Source organism: Providencia sp. PROV032, from assembly GCF_028484875.1.
Classification (GTDB): domain Bacteria; phylum Pseudomonadota; class Gammaproteobacteria; order Enterobacterales; family Enterobacteriaceae; genus Providencia; species Providencia rettgeri_E.
Genome location: NZ_JAMPSX010000043.1, coordinates 1 through 15,717 on the forward strand (window position 1 = coordinate 1; position 15,717 = coordinate 15,717).

Sequence of the window (15,717 nt, forward strand, 5' to 3'; positions counted from 1 at the left end):
TATGTATCTTTTTATGTGATCGTGGTTCATATATTAACAGTTAACCACAAATTAACTATTTATTAACATTATAATAATGATAGTCTCGAAAAATAACAACAACATGGGACTCAATAAATGAAAAAACACCTCATCTCAATCGCTATTGTTCTAAGTTTAAGCTCCTTATCACTGTCATCATTTTCTCAATCAACTCAAATTAAAATTGAACGAGATAATTATGGCGTCCCTCATATTTATGCCAATGATACTTATAGCCTGTTCTATGGGTACGGCTATGCTGTGGCACAGGACCGATTATTCCAAATGGAAATGGCCAAACGCAGTACCCAAGGTACTGTTTCTGAAGTATTAGGTAAGGATTATATTTCTTTTGATAAAGAAATCAGAAACAACTATTGGCCTGATTCTATCCATAAACAAATCACTCAGTTACCCTCCCAAGAACAAGATATTTTAAGAGGGTATGCAGATGGTATGAATGCATGGATTAAACAAATCAATACTAAACCAGATGACTTAATGCCAAAACAGTTCATTGACTATGATTTTTTGCCATCCCAATGGACGAGTTTTGATGTTGCTATGATTATGGTCGGTACAATGGCAAACCGCTTTTCCGATATGAATAGTGAAATTGATAATCTAGCATTACTCACTGCGCTTAAAGATAAGTATGGTGAACAATTGGGAGTAGAGTTCTTTAACCAAATTAATTGGCTTAATAATCCCAATGCGCCAACAACAATATCATCAGAAGAGTTCACCTATTCAGATTCACAAAAAACAAAAAATATATCTCAATTGAATCAAATTAGTGATTACCGACTTACTGCTCCCATGTTTGAACGCACAGCCAAAGATACAACTGGAAAAGTCATTGCGCTTTCTTCTCAAGAAAATAATGCGTTAATCGCTAAGCAATATGAACAAAGTGGTGCGAATGGGCTAGCTGGCTATCCAACCACCAGCAATGTTTGGCTTGTTGGAAAAACAAAAGCTTCTGGCGCAAAAGCCATTTTACTTAATGGCCCACAGTTTGGTTGGTTTAACCCAGCCTATACATACGGTATCGGCTTACATGGGGCAGGGTTTAATATTGTCGGAAATACACCGTTTGCTTATCCCGCGATTTTATTCGGCCATAATGGACATATATCTTGGGGTTCTACCGCTGGGTTTGGTGACGGTGTTGATATATTTGCAGAACAAGTTTCACCTGAAGACCCGAATAGCTACTTCCACCAAGGGCAGTGGAAAAAAATGCTTTCTCGCCAAGAGACATTGAATGTAAAAGGTGAACAACCCATTACTTTTAAAATATACCGTACTGTGCACGGTAATGTGGTTAAACGAGATAAGACAACTCACACCGCCTACAGCAAAGCTCGCGCATGGGATGGCAAGGAGCTTACATCCTTAATGGCTTGGGTAAAGCAAGGGCAAGCACAAAACTGGCAGCAATGGCTAGACCAAGCACAAAATCAAGCACTGACGATCAATTGGTATTATGCAGATAAAGATGGAAACATTGGCTATGTCCATACCGGACACTACCCCGATCGCCAAATAAACCATGATCCTCGTTTACCAGTATCAGGCACGGGAGAATGGGACTGGAAAGGTATACAACCTTTTGCTAATAACCCAAAAGTGTATAACCCCAAATCAGGTTATATCGCCAACTGGAATAACTCCCCAGCTAAAAATTACCCCGCTAGCGACTTATTTGCCTTCTTATGGGGCAGTGCAGATAGGGTGACAGAAATCGATAACCGCATTGAAGCCTATGATAAGTTAACGGCTGATGATATGTGGGCGATTTTACAGCAAACTAGCCGTGTCGACCTTAATCATCGCTTATTTACACCATTTCTAACTCAAGCGACACAAGGTTTGCCATCAAATGACAGTAGCGTCAAATTAGTGTCCATGCTCCAGCAATGGGATGGCATAAACCAGTTATCAAGTGATAGAAAACATTATATTCACCCAGGGTCTGCTATCCTCGATATCTGGTTAAAAGAAATGCTTAAAGCCACCCTAGGCCAAACCGTCCCTGCTCCATTTGATAAATGGTACCTAGCGAGTGGTTATGAGACGACGCAAGAAGGCCCAACAGGGTCATTAAATATCAGTACAGGTGCAAAATTACTGTATGAATCTCTCTTAGAAGATAAATCCCCCATGCCTCAGTCTATCGATTTATTTTCAGGACAACCGCAGAATGATGTTATTAGAAAGGCTTTGAATACCACTTACCAAAAAATGATAGAAAAATACGGTGATAACCCGGCTAATTGGCAAACACCAGCCACGGCATTAACCTTCCGTGAAAATAATTTTTTTGGTATACCACAAGCCTTACCTCAAGAAAATTTCCATCAAAATGAATACCATAATAGGGGAACTGAAAACGACTTAATCGTGTTTACCGAAGAAGGGGTGAGTGCATGGGACGTTGTAGCTCCAGGGCAAAGTGGCTTTATCTCCCTGCAAGGAAAACCTTCGCCTCACTACCAAGACCAACTCGCTTTATATCAGCAATTTGGTAAGAAACCGTTATGGCTTAACAGCGAAGAGCTGGCACCACATATTGAGTCAACGGAAACACTAATAATTGAGAGATAATACTATTATTAAGCTAAATACCAAGGTATCTCGGTATTTAGCTTTTAACCTTCACACGATAAACACAGCGCCCAGCTCCATTTAATAAGTACTGTTCGCGTTCAATGGTACCATTATCACCCACAATCTCACTGAACAACGTCAATTCTGAACGACAAAAGTTTTGGCAAGCAGTGGCTGCTGCACAAATTGGACAATGGTTTTCGATAAACAACCAACTGTCACCATCTTGCTCAACCTTCGCCATATACCCTTCTTCGCTACGCACTTCAGCCAATGCTTCAAGCCGCTCAACTAATGGTAAATTTTTACAACGGGTTAAATATTTTTCTCGGCTTTCCATTTCCCTTTGGTTAATCAGCTTTTCTAGGCCTTCATCGCCAAAAATAGTACGAACGGAATCAATCAATTGAAGAGCAAGCTGTGCATGTGTATCTGGAAAGCGTTGATGCCCCAACTCCGTTAACACCCAATTTTGTCGAGGTCGTCCTGCCCCGGTTTGCGATAAGCACTGCGCACCTTCAACTAACCCTAATGAAGTCAGTTTTTGGATGTGCTGCCTTGCAGCTTCTCCGGTCATATTTAAATCATTTGCGATCACAGCGGTAGAAATTGGCCCTTTAGTTTTGATACAAAAAAGAACCTTATCCACGGCCTGTGTCAAATTTAAATTATCAAAGTAATTACTTGCATTAATCATTATGCGACTCTATTATCCAAGCTATTACTTGGATAATACCTCTTTTTCCACTATTCCGTCTAGCGGGTCTCTCTTATGAGCAATGAAACATCAACCATACCTCAAGCCAAATGGGCTGATTTACTCAGTGGCACTAATGCATTACTCACTATTGCCCTAACTGGAGGTGTTGCACTACATGCTATCAATATTTATATCGTAACAACCATATTGCCTAGTGTCGTTAACGATATTGGTGGTCTCGAATATTACGCATGGAATACCACTTTATTTGTAGCAACATCCATTGTCGGTTCAGCGCTTTCCAGCAAGGTATTAGACCGTTTTGGGCCTAAATATTCCTATTTATTCGCACTTATTCTCTTCTCTTTGGGGTCTATTTGGTGTGCAGCATCCCCATCAATGCTGGTATTACTTGGTGGCAGAGCATTGCAAGGGCTGGGTGGCGGTATTCTATTTGCTCTTAGCTATGCATTGATTCGCATTGTCTTTACCGAAAACTTATGGTCCCGAGCCATGGGCGTTGTTTCGGGGATGTGGGGAATAGCAACACTCTGTGGCCCTGCAATTGGGGGGATTTTTGCAGAAAGTGGCCACTGGCGTTGGGCATTTTGGGCTTTACTGCCTGTCGCTGTTTTTCTCGCACTCATTGTCATCAATCAGCTTCCTAAAAAACAAACTCAAACACCAAAAACCAGCAAAGTTCCATTCTTAGCGATTTCTTTGTTAGTGATATCCGTTCTTGCTATTTCAATTGGAAGTTTGTCTGAAAGTTTATTTATAAACCTTATTGGTTTGTTAATTGGCCTAGCCATACTGCTAACTATTGCCTTACTTGACGGCAAAAATGACAGACGTTTATTACCAACTGGGTCCTATTCACTCAAAAGCCCACTTGGCGTCATATTTTTAACCATGTGTTTGTTAGTTGGAGGCATGACAACAGAAATTTATGTCCCTTATTTCTTACAAACCATCCATCAGTTTTCTCCACTCACTGCGGGTTATTTAACCGCAATAATGGCCGCAGGTTGGACCATCGGGGCGCTCTTTAGTGCCAATAAAACGGGGGCGATTGTTATCCGAATTATTCGCACAGGGCCGATCATCATATTAATTTCTTTAATTTCCCTTGCTATTTTAACGCATAATCAACAGCTTATAGAGTCATGGCCACTATTCGTTATTTATCTCATCGCCATGGCTGGGGTGGGACTAGGGATCGGAGTGTGTTGGCCTCATCTCGTATTGCGAGTTTTTAAAAATGCGCCAGAGGGAGAGGAAAACCTCGCATCATCATCCATTATTACTATTCAATTGTATGCAACTGCACTATCTGCCGCCTTAGTGGGAGTTGTCGTCAATAACAGTGGGTTAATTACCCCCGGGGGGATCGTGGGAGCACAACAAGCGTCAATCTGGTTATTCACTCTATTTGCGATTAGCCCATTACTCGCAACTATATTAATCCGAAAAATAAAATAAAGTGTAAAAGGGAGCCTAAGCTCCCTTTTACATAAAAAATCACTCTAATGAGTTTGGTAATCCCTTTTGCGAACGTAAAAAATAAGGCAGAACAATAATACTGATCAGCAGAACAAAAATAGTTGCCACCATCACCCCTAAGAATGCATGATCAAAAGCAATATTGGCCTGATTTATCAATACGGATGCATTATTAGCTGGCAGTGATTCAGAAACTAATAAGGCCTCATCAATACTGTCATAAACTTTATCACTGACAGTTATACCTTCGGGCAGTGATAGTTTTAACGTATAGATAGCACTCATTAGTCCCCCCATAAACGTTACGCCTAAAACACTGCCAATTTCATAAGCAATTTCTTCAATTGACGCTGCCATGCCCGCTTTTTCATCAGGGGCATTTAACATCACTGTCGTTGATGCCGTCGTGAATATTGCACCAAGACCAAAACCTATCAAAAAGAGGAATGAAAGTAACAGAATACCTGTCGAGGTTTGGTACACCATCGTTAAACCAACGACACCCATTAATGTACAAGTAAACCCGAAAACAGTGAGTTTTACTTCACCAAATTTATGAAGACACATACCAGCCAATGGTGCAGCTACCACCGAAGCCAATGGAATTGGAATGATATATAACGCTGCCTCAAACGGGGTATAACCCAAAACCAGCTGTAGACGTTGACTTAGTAATAACTCGACACCAACAATAACTACAATGGATAAAACCGCCATCATCAGCCCTGCATTGAATTTAGGGTGCTTTAATAGCGTGAAATCAATCATGGGTGATGTAGATTTAATTTGTCGATTTCTAAATACCACCAAAAATAAAACCCCAATCACGCCTGAAACCAATACTGCTGGCCAGTCTGTATAAGGTTTACCAAGCTCCTTCAACGCATAAATAACGCCAATTAGACCAATTAAGACTAAAATAGAACCTAAAATATCAATTTTTTTATCACTGTTACCACCGCATTTAGGGATCAAATAACACGCAAACGGAATAACCAATAAAACAACCGGCACATTAATGAGAAAAACAGAGCCCCACCAGAAATGATTAAGTAAAACACCGCCAATCAATGGGCCAATTGCCGCCCCACCTGACGCAACTGCTGACCATATTCCAATAGCGAGAGCTCTTTCTTTCGGGTCTAAAAAAATATGTCTTACAATCGCAAGAGTGGCAGGCATACTTACTGCGGCACCTACAGCCAAAAAGCCGCGAGACAAAATCAAACTTGTTGCTGTTGGTGAAAATGCAGCACACAATGAAGCCATCCCAAACAGAGGTAACCCCAACAAAAACATTTGCTTGTGACCGACTTTATCACTTAGCATCCCTGCCGCAGGTAATAAACCAGCGACCACCAGTGGGTAAGCATTCATTATCCACAGTTTTTCAGATGACGTAGCGCCTAAGTCATGGGTTAATTTAGGTAAAGCGGTATACAGTACAGTGACATCAATAACGATAAGAAATAGTACACTTGAAACTAATAGAAGCACTATCCAGCGCTTATAATCGGTTAACATAAAATTCTCTCAATGAGTTTATTTGATCATGATTTCTGTGCTGATCGTGCTACAATATAAATCCATACGCGCGTATTGAAAAGGGGTTTTTCTAAATGGGACGTCAACGAACAATCGATAGAGAAAAATTACTTGATGCCGCTGAAGACATTGTTCTACAGCAAGGTGCTACAGCACTCACAATCGATGCAGTCGCCAAAGCAATGGGGATTTCCAAAGGCGGTGTTCAGTACTGTTTTGGCAATAAAGATGCCTTAATCGATGCAATGTTTGAGCGTTGGGGCCAGTCCTATGATGAAATTTTCAATCAAACAATTGAACAAGATAACTCCCCCGAAGGGAAAATTTTTGCGCATATGCAAGCGACCCACCAGCACGACAAAGTCTCGATGGCAAAAGGCGCTTCTTTAATGGCATCCTTATTACAAACCCCTGAATATCTGGAAAGTACGCGTACTTGGTACCGTGAACGGCTTGCTAAGTTAGACACCTCAACAGAAAAAGGTAAACAGGCCAGAATTGTTTTTCTAGCCACTGAAGGCGCTTTTATGCTGCGCTATATGGGATTTATGGAAATTAATGATAATGAATGGCAATCTATATTTAGTGATTTGGAAAGTTTATTAAAAGGTCAGTTTAAGATCGACTATAGGAATAACCAATAATGATAAACTTACTAATAATAAAAAATAATTTAGTTATAAAATAAAATAAAAAACAATCGTTCCATACACTCCTTAAAAAGGACATTTAAAAAATCAGATATAAACAAGAACGTTTTTAACGAAACACATAAAAATAAAACAAAAAATTACCAATGGATGACAATCGATTCACGCAAAATATCACCTTAGAAAATGGAAAAGATATATTAATAACAAGATACAATGAAAAGAGTAAGCTTTTATTTTGTTAAATATAAGACCCAGTAAAAATTTACCGGGCTATTTTTATTATCTATATTACGAATTTATTTTTCTAAGATGCTTATATATTGTCGCTGAGCTAATCCCTAATTCGACAGACACAATTTTATGCGCAGCAGAAAATTCAAACATACCACAGTCATGGAGTTCTTTAATGATTTCAAAGTTTTTATTTTTACTTGGAATGTTTTTATTTAAATAGATCGTATTTTTAATGGGTTCAAGATGATCCATAATTAATTTATTAACATCTTGCGAAAAGTTTTCATTTTTAGAATTGTTCCCCCCGCCCATCAAATCAACCATCGCATTCATTGGCATATCTAATGCCCAATTCATACAAACCATACCAATCGGCTGGTTATCTAAATTCACAATTAAGGTTGAAGACGAGCGAAATGGGCGAATACTTTTAGCATTAAAATACACTTCCCAAGATGAATGATTCTTTTTAAAGCCAGCTAATTTCTCTAGCGCAATATTCGTTGCAGGAGCTCCAAGTGTTCTCCCTGTTAGATGCCCATTAGCAATGTGGATCACGGAACTGTGTAAATCTTCAAAACTATGCAAAACAACTTCGCAATATGGCCCCAAAAACTCACCGAGACACTCAATCATAGGGGTGTATGACTGCAATAATTTTCGATCTTGCTCAGTAAAAACATAATTAATATTCATATCCATACTCAACAACCCACTGATTAAATTCCCATAACTTTAATAAATTAGAGTAAATTTTTCAATACTTAATCCATAAAAATACACCCTAGTATAATTTTTTTATACTTAGTCAAAAAATTAACAATAATCACGGAAGGGAAAATATGATTGTGATTTAATCATCAGCGTCAAGATAACAACCAAAGGAACCAATAATGATTATTTCAACTGAAAATGCCCCTAAAGCCATCGGCCCTTATTCCCAAGCCCGAAAAGTTGGCAATAGCGTTTATATCTCGGGCTGCTGCCCTTTCCATCATGAAGATGGCTCTGTCGTTGGTGCCGACATCACCACACAAACAAATCAAGTCATGAAAAACCTAAAAGCCGTTGTTGAAGCTGCCGGATATTCTATGGATGACGTGGTCAAAACCACCTGCTTCATCAGTGATATGAATAATTTCGTTACCTTTAATGGTGTCTATCAATCCTATTTCTCTGAAGGTATCTACCCCGCTCGTTCCTGCGTAGAAGTTTCTCGCCTTCCAAAAGACGTATTAATAGAAGTTGAAGCGATCGTTTTGAAGCAATAAACGCTAAATATAATAATTAAGGCGGATTTATGAATAAGTGGATAAGACTCAGTTTTCTCATTCTTGGTGCTGGTACTATTTTTAAATTATCCAGTATGAAAGATGTTTTTTACGTTCCTATGCAGCAAGATTGGGGACTAACAAATGCCCAAATTGGCTTTGGTTTTACGGTTTACACTATTGTTCAAACCATTGGTCTATTCTCATCACTATATATTGCAGATAGATTCTCGAAAAAAATCCTTCTACCCGTAGGGTTAATTGGGGTTGGGCTTTGTGGTGCATACTTATCCACTCTTCCGCCATTTACCGGTTATCTCATATCCTTTGCCGTCATGGCATTGTTTGCAGATGTTATTTATTGGCCAGTACTACTTAAAGCCGTACGCTTACTCGGTGATAAAAAAGAACAAGGCCGCCTATTTGGTTTCCTTGAGGCTGGACGCGGTATTGTAGACGTCATTATTGCTTCCGGTGCATTGTATGTCTTTGTCCTGTTCGGTGAAGGCAAAGAAGGTATGCAAGCTGGGTTAATGTTTTACACCATTGTGACCGTGGTTATTGGGGTTATCACTTATTTCATCGTTAGCGATGATGACAAAAAAGTTGCAGACAATTCATCAGAGGCAAATAAACAAGTTATTGAAGGGATAAAAAGCGTCATTAAATGTCCTAACTTATGGCTTGCATCGATGACTATTTTCTTTATCTATGCATCATATTGTGGATTAACTTACTTCATCCCGTTCTTGAAAGATATCTATGCGTTACCCATTGCATTAGTGGGTGCCTACGGGATCATCAACCAATATGCTCTAAAAATGGTAGGAGGCCCTATTGGTGGTTTCTTATCGGACAAAGTATTTAAATCACCTACTAAGTTCTTACAGTTCACCTGCTTATTATCTGCCGTCGCAATGGGTTTATTCATGATGTTACCTCATGAAAATATGAATGTTTATCTCGGTATGGCGGCAACATTAGGCTTCGGAGCTATTATTTTTAGCCAGAGAGCTATTTTCTTCGCCCCGATGGAAGAAATTGGAACTAAACGTGAGTATGCAGGTTCTGCAATGGCATTTGCTTGTATTCTTGGTTATATGCCTGCGATGTTTGCTTACGCGATTTATGGCTCTTTCCTAGATAACTACCCTGGTATAACTGGCTATAACTTTGTTTTTGGCATGATGATCATGTTTAGCTTGTTAGGTTTCGTGACCGCTAAAATTTTAACTAAACGTATAAAACAACGCGAAATCAATGCAGCAACAGAAAATGAATAGAATTGACATTACAGGTGAAAAAATGAATAACATCGAAGCACAAAAAATTATTGATCGTATTGATTCAATGCCACTGTACCTCCACGCTTATGCCTTCCATTTAAACATGAGAAAAGAGCGTATTTTACCCGATGACTTATTAGAAATAGCGAGAAAGCATCATTTAACAGGCGCTAAGATTCATGTTGAAGATGGTGAAACTAAAGCCCTAAAAACCATGAGTGATGCACAATTAGAGGCTTTTGGACAAAAAGCAAAGGAATATAACCTCGATTTAAAAATTGAAACGAGTTCTTCTGCCGCCAATGCAATTGATGAAGCCGTACACATTGCACTAAAAACACGTGCTAGCTCTATTCGCTTTTACCCTCGCTACGAAGGTCATCTGCAAGATGTACTTAAAAAAGTCAAAGCTGATATCCAGTATATCAAAGAAACTTATGAGCACACGGGCCTGAAGTTTGTTATCGAGCAACATGAAGATCTAAAAAGCCATGAACTTAATCAATTAGTCGAAGACGCTGATTTTCCTAATTTTTCATTGCTGTTTGATTTCGGCAATATGTTCAATGCTAATGAACTACCGTTAGAAGCTTTTGATAAAATGAAAGGCAATATCACTCAGGTCCATATGAAAGATGCCGTTCGCCTTCCTGAAGGAAAAGGATTTGGTCACAAAGCGAGCCTTTCAGGTGAAGGCGAAGTACCTTTCAAAGAATTAGTCAAACAACTAATTTGCTTAGGTGATGAAAAACCACAAGTCATATCCTTTGGCTTAGAAGAAGAAGTTGACTATTACGCACCTGCTTTTCGCTTTGATGATGAAGGGGATAACCCATGGATCCCATATCGTGGCGCAAGTGAAACGCCAATGCCAACAGAAGGATTGGATGCACGGTTAGAAAAAGAGATGACCGATGCAATGAATCAACTGACTTTTGTGAGAAATATTGCTGAAGAATTAAAGCAAGAAGCTCAAGCTATTCTCAATAAATAATTTGAACGGTTGTTTATAACAACTCTCAATTTTTATCAATATAAGTCCGATAGCATGACGAATCTTATCGGACTTTTTTTATCTATTTTCATAGAGTCGTCAACGACTACAATATGAGAAGAATAATCTATTTTTGATATCCTTAGCGCTCTATTTTTTATATTTTCATATAAAAAGGAGAGCAAGAATGACTAATATAAATAAATTATTTCAAATATATATAGAAATCAAACCATCTTCTATTGCTAGGCCTAAAAACAAAAAAAATGTGTTTTTAGCAGGAATACACCGCCTGATGAATACACTCTTAAAACTTCCGAAAAAAATAGATAATGTAAAAAAAACGGATATAAAACAGCCAGGTAAAAATAGTATACAGCCAAACATCATCACCTTAAAAGCAGCGCCCACCGAGATGGTAATACCGGAAAAAACCACGCAGAAAAGACAAAAAAGTGAGACTCTCGCACCTCAAAAAGTAGATATAAAACCTATAGCTACTAAGACAACAGCTATCGAAATAGACAAATTCGTCGAAAGCTTGAACCATATTAATATCACCTTTAAAAATGATGCATATGGGGCTAATCATCGACCGACTTTTTTAGTTAAAAATCACCCTTCAGATCGCACAATTACCCTTAATAGACATAATTATCTTGGTAAAGGAGAATATGGAACCGCCTATCGCGTTGGTAACTTTGTGATTAAAATTCCCCATCGTGATTTAATATTTGAATACAATAAATATGCTAAGTACGATCGCTGTGCCAGAGTTCTAAATGAAATAAATCAAGATGTTAATTTTGCACGTTCAATTACGCTCACGAACGGCAATGTCATTTTAGTGACTAAATTTATTAAGGGCTCTGAAATTAAAGGCGAAGAGGCTTATAACTTCGTCAAGTCTCGAGGCCGTATTATCTTTGATCCAAACTCCGACGGAAATGTAAAAAAAGACAGACACGATAATCTATTTTTAATTGATGCCGATTTTGTTGCTCAACCAAAAAGACTCAACCGCACCATGTCGATAGGAACGATTGAAATCCATCATCGCTACCGAAAATAAAATAGACGTTAGTTGATAAAAAGAAAAATCCCCTTTGTTATTTAAAGGGGATCATCACCATAATATATTGGTAAAACACGGTATCAGTGATCAGGATGGAATGACGCCTAATAATTTAAACCAAAGGTAATCAATAGGAACTAATAAAAAAAACGTCAAAATAAACAAGACAATACATAAACGTATACCCTCTTTTAAAGGAACTTTCCCCATCCCCATTGCCACGACAATAGGAGAGGCTTGATAAGGTAATAAGGGGGTTGAATAACCAATGACTTGGATCATCAAGACAGACATCAATGGTAATCCTGTTGCCGTTGCTAAGGACTCAGCTAACGGCGTATACAGTGCAGGAACACCGTTAGCCGTTACGACAAAGTTTAGCCCACTGGTCAATCCAACTAAGCTACCAAAATCCACAAATGGGCTATTGGGATCCAATGGCAATAATTTTTGAAGGTAAGTACCCACTACCATTCCAACATTTGAATAACTCACTAATGTTGCTAGGCTTAAAATCCCCGCCACATAAATACAAGTGCGAATATTTACCGCTTGAACAAATTCATCATTGGTCACAAACCCCACTTTTGGCAGCAAACATAAGCATGCAGCCACTAAACCAACCCATGCAGGAGAAATACCATGAGTGGTATCTGTTATCCAAAAAATTAAGGTTATTGCCAAAATAAGACCTAATTTTTTCTCATTACGGCTCATTGACGGTAATTTTTTTTGTTCAGCCATCGGCTGTAATTTGGCAGGAAATAGAAAATAGATACATAAAACGACTAAAACACCTTTAATTAGCCCCAGAATAGGCATATGGAGAAATAGGTAGTTTAGATAAGAAAGTTTTATTCCATAGGTGGTTTCTATTGCGCCAGCCATAACTAGATTCGGTACGTTAGCAGGTAGTATCGTAGCCGAAAGTTGAAATGTACCAAACCCGACAGCTAACGCTAACCCTATACGACCTCGGCTGCCACTTTCTAATCCGACTTTGTCAGAAATTGCCATCACAATTGGCATTAGCAACGCAATTCGTCCCATATTCGACGGCATAATAAATGCCAACCCATATGCGAGGATCACCACGCCAATGATCAGTGTGAGCCAGGATTTGGTAAAACGCCCTGAGATATGCTGCGCAATACGTTCCGCCAGCCCCACTTTATTGATGGCAAACCCAAGAATAAAGCCGCTTAAAACGAGCCAAAATGCTTCTGAGGTGAACCCCGAGAAAATCACATTAGTTGGTGCTAGATGTAAACATGCCGCTGCCGCTAAAAACAGTAATGCGACTAAATATTCTGGTAGTTTTCCTGTTGCCCAAAAACCTATCGTGATTGCGATGACAACCGCACTCAACCATTCAATCTCTGCCATCCACGTCACCTTCTGCTGGTTTTTATTGTTGTTTATTATTGCTCAATACTGCATCAAGAAAATTAAGTATACGTGAAATTGATAGCGAATAGATGCATACCCAATCAACTAATAAACATCGGATTGTTATAGCTTAATGGGGAAAATTTAATGGCCAATAAGAATAAAGGGGCAATAAAAAGCCGGTGTACTTTTAAAGTGACACCGGCTGGTGTGGGCGGACAAAATAGTTGGGAACTGGGAGGGGTGGAAATGGAGTTTTTAAGGATTATTTAGGGAAGAGTGACAAAATAGATGGGAACTGGGTGTAGCGTCGTAAGCTAATACGAAAATTAAAAATGACAAAATAGTTTGGAACTAGATTTCACTTATCTGGTTAACTAATCTAGCTAACCTGCCGCTCAGCTTAGTACGATCCTATATCCAACTGATCATAATCCTTTCATCAGTATCCCAAATTAAATCCCCCTCCTAGACTGCCTCACCAACACTTTACAGTGATCCCGTATTTCCGGACAGGTGATTGATTTTTTTCGCTTGTACAGGTGTTAAGCCACAGTTATCTTGATGTGGACATTATGCATTGTAATAGCCCATTAACATGCGCTAAGAGCATAAATTAATATACAGTAACAAGCATTACGAGGTGCTAATGTTTGGAAAGCAGCCTCTTCCAACTACAATAATAAGTTAACTATCCTCCACCCACAAATAATTACAAATGACCCCTTTCCGCTATAACTCCGATCTCACCAGCGGCTCGCTACAAACCCGAGAGTGTCGCATTATTACTGGCTTGTTACTCCAAGAGCTTGATGAAGCTGCCTGGGATAAAGCCATGTATAAGGAAAATGTGCTTCAGAAACGCACGCAATCTACGGTAAGACGTATTTCTTCAGCGCTTAGAAAACGCCTAGAACACCTAAGCTCTGACTTTTGGGCTTTTGCGTTTTTATGTTAGGCATTGTCTGGCAACTGGAGGAAGTGTAATGACCATGAATGGTCACTGTGATTGACAGTATCTTGCTTAAACTTATCTGAACAATGGTAGAACTGGCTCATATTTATCCCCTCTATGATTGTTTATCTTTTTCACCATAAAAAGTATCAGGGGCTACTCAGGGCTACATAAAGATATTTATCTACTTTTACTGATTGATAAGTAGCATCAGTCCATCCGCAGGACTGGTGGTGCCGGCAAAATGCTGACCCAACACATGCGTATAGATTTGCGTGGTCTTAACATCGTTATGCCCTAAGAGTTCTTGCACAGTGCGAATATCACGCCCCGCTTGTAATAGATGCGTAGCAAACGAGTGACGAAATGTATGACAAGTGACACGCTTGCTAACGATGCCTGCTTTTTGTACGGCTGCCTTCAATGCCTTTCGCGCAACGGAGTCATGCAGATGATGGCGGCATAATTTGCCGTTATACGGGTGGTTGCAGAGCGTGCTGGAGGGAAAGACAAACATCCACGCCGCTTGTCGATAAGCAGAAGGGTATTTGTGATCTAAAGCAAAAGGCAGCGATGGCCCTACGCCTTGTAAGTTGTCGTCTTGCTGAATAAGCCGCGCTTGCTCAATGAGTTATTTTATTGCTGGGATTAGGCGCGTGGGCAGTAGGCTGTTTCTGCTTTTCCCACCCTTACCGTCATGCACAGTGATGCAGCCATTATCAAAATCAAAATCTTTAACCCGCAAACGCAAGCATTCATTAATGCGCAAACCTGCACCATACAGCAGCGTAAAAATAACTTGGTTGCGAGTATCCATAACCTGCAAAATGCGTTGCACTTCATTTGCAGAGATAACAGAGGGTAGCCGTCTAGGCTTGCTTGCAGGGATATAATCAATATCGCCCAACGGCTGTTGTAAAAACCTGTTGTACAAAAAAGCTAGGGCATTTAAAGCGATTTTCTGCGTGTTTATGGCTACATGTCTGCTGTTTGCTAAGCTGGATAAAAACAGCCTGACCTCTTCACTGCCCATGGTCTGAGGATGACGTTTTTTGTGAAACAGAATAAAACGCTTAATCCAGTGCAGGTAAGTTTTTTCAGTTTTCAGCGCATAACCTTTTTGTCGCATATCCGTGCGTATAGAATTTAAAAATGGACTGTTAGACATAAAACGCTCCTTGTCTTGCAACTGTCTGCCTATACAGCCTATTCTAGCTGGGATTTAAAAAAGTGCCTGTTTTTTACGCCTAGAGATGCTTGTTTACCGGTAGAGTTTTAATTTAATGCTAAATAAATTAAAATGTTATGAGTTCTTTGGGTGAGATAATGTGCATCGTGCAAGCAGGATAGACGGCATGCACGATTTGTAATAACAGAGTGTCTTGTATTTTTAAAGAAAGTCTATTTAATACAAGTGATTATATTAATTAACGGTAAGCATCAGCGGGTGACAAAACGAGCATGCTTACTAATAAAAT

The 15,717-nt window shown here is 39.3% G+C and carries 13 protein-coding genes and 1 pseudogene; 9 read left to right on the plus strand and 5 right to left on the minus strand.

Going from position 1 to position 15,717, the window contains the following annotated elements; translation table 11 throughout:
* The first annotated feature begins 117 nt into the window (after window positions 1-117).
* On the plus strand, window positions 118-2,631 hold the full coding sequence (locus PSF42_RS19755) for a penicillin G acylase (RefSeq protein WP_272680525.1): 2,514 nt from the start codon (window positions 118-120) through the stop codon (window positions 2,629-2,631).
* A 37-nt stretch (window positions 2,632-2,668) separates the two neighbouring features.
* On the opposite strand, the gene PSF42_RS19760 is transcribed toward PSF42_RS19755, so the two are convergent.
* Window positions 2,669-3,331, minus strand: a complete 663-nt coding sequence (locus PSF42_RS19760; RefSeq protein WP_272680526.1) for a helix-turn-helix transcriptional regulator — start codon at window positions 3,329-3,331, stop codon at window positions 2,669-2,671.
* Between the two features lie 75 nt (window positions 3,332-3,406).
* On the opposite strand from PSF42_RS19760, the gene PSF42_RS19765 reads away from it, so the two are divergent.
* Window positions 3,407-4,816 carry an MFS transporter gene (locus PSF42_RS19765; RefSeq protein WP_272680527.1) on the plus strand — a complete coding sequence of 470 codons (1,410 nt, stop codon included), beginning with the start codon at window positions 3,407-3,409 and terminating at the stop codon, window positions 4,814-4,816.
* A 39-nt stretch (window positions 4,817-4,855) separates the two neighbouring features.
* On the opposite strand, the gene PSF42_RS19770 is transcribed toward PSF42_RS19765, so the two are convergent.
* On the minus strand, window positions 4,856-6,361 hold the full coding sequence (locus PSF42_RS19770) for an MFS transporter (protein WP_272680528.1): 1,506 nt from the start codon (window positions 6,359-6,361) through the stop codon (window positions 4,856-4,858).
* Between the two features lie 95 nt (window positions 6,362-6,456).
* On the opposite strand from PSF42_RS19770, the gene PSF42_RS19775 reads away from it, so the two are divergent.
* Window positions 6,457-7,026 (plus strand): TetR/AcrR family transcriptional regulator, encoded by a 570-nt coding sequence (locus PSF42_RS19775; protein WP_272680529.1) that lies wholly within the window; start codon window positions 6,457-6,459, stop codon window positions 7,024-7,026.
* Between the two features lie 297 nt (window positions 7,027-7,323).
* Here PSF42_RS19775 and PSF42_RS19780 read toward each other — a convergent pair whose 3' ends face one another.
* Complete coding sequence (locus tag PSF42_RS19780) at window positions 7,324-7,971, minus strand: helix-turn-helix transcriptional regulator (protein WP_125893814.1); 648 nt, start codon at window positions 7,969-7,971, stop codon at window positions 7,324-7,326.
* A 191-nt stretch (window positions 7,972-8,162) separates the two neighbouring features.
* On the opposite strand from PSF42_RS19780, the gene PSF42_RS19785 reads away from it, so the two are divergent.
* The 4 genes from PSF42_RS19785 (at window position 8,163) to PSF42_RS19800 (ending at window position 11,892) form a co-directional block, all read left to right on the plus strand.
* Window positions 8,163-8,540, plus strand: a complete 378-nt coding sequence (locus tag PSF42_RS19785; protein ID WP_166267208.1) for a RidA family protein — start codon at window positions 8,163-8,165, stop codon at window positions 8,538-8,540.
* Between the two features lie 29 nt (window positions 8,541-8,569).
* Complete coding sequence (locus tag PSF42_RS19790; protein WP_125893818.1) at window positions 8,570-9,823, plus strand: MFS transporter; 1,254 nt, start codon at window positions 8,570-8,572, stop codon at window positions 9,821-9,823.
* 22 nt (window positions 9,824-9,845) lie between these two features.
* Complete coding sequence (locus PSF42_RS19795) at window positions 9,846-10,820, plus strand: sugar phosphate isomerase/epimerase family protein (RefSeq protein WP_272680530.1); 975 nt, start codon at window positions 9,846-9,848, stop codon at window positions 10,818-10,820.
* Window positions 10,821-11,007: 187 nt separating this feature from the next.
* A complete protein-coding gene (locus tag PSF42_RS19800; protein WP_272680531.1) occupies window positions 11,008-11,892 on the plus strand; it encodes a hypothetical protein in 885 nt (294 codons plus the stop codon).
* A 90-nt stretch (window positions 11,893-11,982) separates the two neighbouring features.
* On the opposite strand, the gene PSF42_RS19805 is transcribed toward PSF42_RS19800, so the two are convergent.
* Window positions 11,983-13,281 (minus strand): SLC13 family permease, encoded by a 1,299-nt coding sequence (locus tag PSF42_RS19805; protein WP_125893824.1) that lies wholly within the window; start codon window positions 13,279-13,281, stop codon window positions 11,983-11,985.
* A 150-nt stretch (window positions 13,282-13,431) separates the two neighbouring features.
* Between PSF42_RS19805 and PSF42_RS19810 the strand changes: the two genes are divergently transcribed.
* Entirely contained in the window at window positions 13,432-13,557 is a 126-nt protein-coding gene (locus tag PSF42_RS19810; protein WP_272680532.1) for a hypothetical protein, read from the plus strand.
* A 445-nt stretch (window positions 13,558-14,002) separates the two neighbouring features.
* Window positions 14,003-14,242, plus strand: coding sequence for a BrxA family protein (locus tag PSF42_RS19815; RefSeq protein WP_001353740.1), 240 nt, complete (start codon window positions 14,003-14,005; stop codon window positions 14,240-14,242).
* Window positions 14,243-14,429: 187 nt separating this feature from the next.
* Here PSF42_RS19815 and intI2 read toward each other — a convergent pair.
* Window positions 14,430-15,407: pseudogene (intI2, locus tag PSF42_RS19820) on the minus strand (class 2 integron integrase IntI2).
* Between the last annotated feature and the right edge of the window lie 310 nt (window positions 15,408-15,717).